The following is a 2,596-nucleotide window of genomic DNA, read 5'->3' as shown; positions in this document are numbered from 1 at the left end:
CGCGCATCTTTCACGATGCCGGCTTGCCCGCGGGCTGCCTGAACATCGTCTGGGGCGTGCCGGCCGACGTGTCCAGGCAACTGATCGAGTCGCCGCTGGTGCGCAAGATCTCGTTCACGGGTTCGGTGCCGGTCGGCAAGCAACTGGCGGCGCTTGCCGCGTCGCACATGAAGCGCATGACCATGGAGCTCGGCGGGCATGCGCCGGTGCTGGTCTGCGCGGACGCGGAAATCGAACGCGCGGCGACGATGCTGGCCGCGTACAAGTTTCGCAACGCCGGGCAGGTTTGCGTATCGCCGACGCGTTTCTTCGTGCAACGCCCGGTGTTCGACCGGTTCGTCGCCGCGTATCTCGACGCGGTCGGCAAGATTCGCGTCGGCTACGGGCTGGAGGCGACGACCACGATGGGCCCGCTCGCGCATGCGCGACGCGTATCCGCGATCGACGCGTTCGTCGCCGACGCGAAGGCAAAAGGGGCAGAGATTGCCGCGGGCGGGGCGCGCTTGGCGGGCGCGGGGCCGGGGCACTACTTCGCGCCGACGGTCGTGCTGGGCCCGGCGCGCGACACGCGGCTGATGAACGAGGAGCCGTTCGGCCCGATCGTCGGGATCGTGCCGTTCGATGCGCTCGACGATGCGCTCGACGAAGCCAACCGCTTGCCGTTCGGCCTCGCGTCGTACGCGTTCACGACGTCGTCGCGCCATGCGCACCGGATCGGCCGTGCGCTCGAGGCCGGCATGGTCAACATCAATCACTTCGGCATGGGGCCGGCGGAGATCCCGTTCGGCGGCGTGAAGGACAGCGGTTTCGGCAGCGAGGGCGGCACGGAGACGTTCGACGGCTATCTGGTCACCAAATTCATCACGCAGATGAATTGATCGGGCGCCGGTAGACGATCGGGCGCGGCCTCGTTCGCGACGCCGCGCGAATGCTCAGGTGGCGTTGCCGATCTGGGCGGTGGCGTCGATCAGGAGCTTGCCGAGTACGTGTTCGTCGAACAGTGCGAAGTGCTCGGCGCGAAAGATCAGCGACAGGCTGCTGTTGACCTCGCCGCTGCTGGCGGTGCGAATCGGTGCGGCGATGCCGACGAACCCGGCGTCGAGCTCGCCGCGCGAGATCCAGTAGCCCGCGTCGACGATCTGCTGGCAGGCGCGCCAGAACTGCGTCCAGTCGGCGGCGAATTCGCCCAGCTCGGCGTTGTGCCGCTCATGCAGGCGCTTCAGCCGCGCGCGCGACATCGCGGCCACGATCACTTTCGACGAAGCGCCCTGGAACAGCGGCATGATGCGGCCGCGGCCGAAACCCAGTTGCAGGTTCTCGGCGCCGGTTTCGTGCATCACGTTGATGATCTGCTCGTCGAACAGCGTCGAGACGAGCGCATCGCCGCCGGTGACCTGAACCAGCTTCTGGATCACGGGCTTCGCGGCGGTGAGCGTCGGGTCCGACTGCCGCATGTTGTAGTCGAGATGGATGATGCGCGGGCCCAGCGTATAGCGGCCGTTGGTGCCGACGAGCAGGCCGACGGAAGCCAGTTCCTTCACGTAGCGATAGCACGTGGTGCGCGAAAAGCCCATGTGTTCGGCGATTTCCTCGGCGGTCATCGACGTCGCGGACGAAGAGAAAACGTCGAGGATGGACAGCATTTTGGTGAGGCTCGACATGACGTGATCCGGGATCAGGCGGCTTACGGCTATGGAACGGGAAGGACGAACGCGGCTCGGCCCGTCGGGCTGCGGCACGGCATGCGGCGCCGCGGGCGACAGGCCGTAGTCTAACGTAAGTCGTGCGGGCGGCAACCGGAACCGCATTGGCGAATGGGCGGGAAGCGGGCCGGCCGTGTCGGGTTGGATCACTTCACTGTAAATCATACGGATTCCTATTTTAAGAGATGAAATCAAGCTGGATCGATGTTGCTGCCGCGCCGGTCGGTTCACGGGCGCATCGGCCGGGAAAATTCGATGAGGAGAAGCAGATGAAAGGGTGGTTCCGGATGGCGGCATGGTGCGGCTGCAGTGCCGTCGCACCGGCGTTCGCGCAATCGAGCATGACGCTCTATGGGTCGCTGGACACGGGCGTGACCTATACGAGCGACGTGGCGTCCGCCCCGCGAGGCGGGCGTCAGCTCGCGTTGCAGGCCGGCGTGTCGCGCAACGACGTGTGGGGCCTGACGGGTAGGGAGGATCTCGGCGGCGCCAACTTCGCGGTGTTCCGGCTGGAGAGCCAGTTCCAGACGTCGGACGGCGCGCTGACCGTACCGGGCTCCGCGTTCAGTTCACAAGCGTACGTCGGGCTCGGCGGTGACTGGGGGACCGTGACGCTCGGGCGCCAGTTCGATTTCGTCGGCGATCTGCTGCCGGCCTTCGCGATTGGCGCAAACACGCCGGCTGGCCTGCTCGCGTGGGGATTGCCGACGAACGCGTCGGCGGGCGGTGCGCTCGACAACCGCGTGTGGGGCGTCCAGGTGAACAATGCGGTGAAGTACGTGAGCCCGACATTCGGCGGGGTCGCGTTCGGCGGCATGTGGGGATTCGGCAACGTGCCCGGCACGGTCGCACGCAGCAGCGTGCAAAGCGCGATGCTGTCCTACACGCAAGGC

Annotated in this window: 3 protein-coding genes; 2 read left to right on the top strand and 1 reads right to left on the bottom strand. The window is 66.7% G+C overall.

What is annotated here, in order from left to right:
- The coding region (locus JMF90_RS32895; RefSeq protein WP_201325994.1) for an aldehyde dehydrogenase family protein at positions 1-878 on the top strand (878 nt) is incomplete at its 5' end.
- A gap of 54 nt (positions 879-932) precedes the next feature.
- Here JMF90_RS32895 and JMF90_RS32890 read toward each other — a convergent pair.
- Positions 933-1,934, bottom strand: coding sequence for an IclR family transcriptional regulator (locus tag JMF90_RS32890; protein ID WP_227746086.1), 1,002 nt, complete (start codon positions 1,932-1,934; stop codon positions 933-935).
- Positions 1,935-1,972: 38 nt separating this feature from the next.
- On the opposite strand from JMF90_RS32890, the gene JMF90_RS32885 reads away from it, so the two are divergent.
- Positions 1,973-2,596 (top strand): porin (locus tag JMF90_RS32885; protein ID WP_201325993.1); only part of this gene is annotated, 624 nt, incomplete at its 3' end.

This window comes from Burkholderia sp. E168m23 (assembly GCF_016586125.1).
GTDB classification, from domain to species: Bacteria; Pseudomonadota; Gammaproteobacteria; order Burkholderiales; family Burkholderiaceae; genus Burkholderia; species Burkholderia orbicola.
The sequence above is the reverse complement of the archived record's forward strand: the minus strand, read 5'-3'. Positions and strand labels throughout refer to the sequence as shown.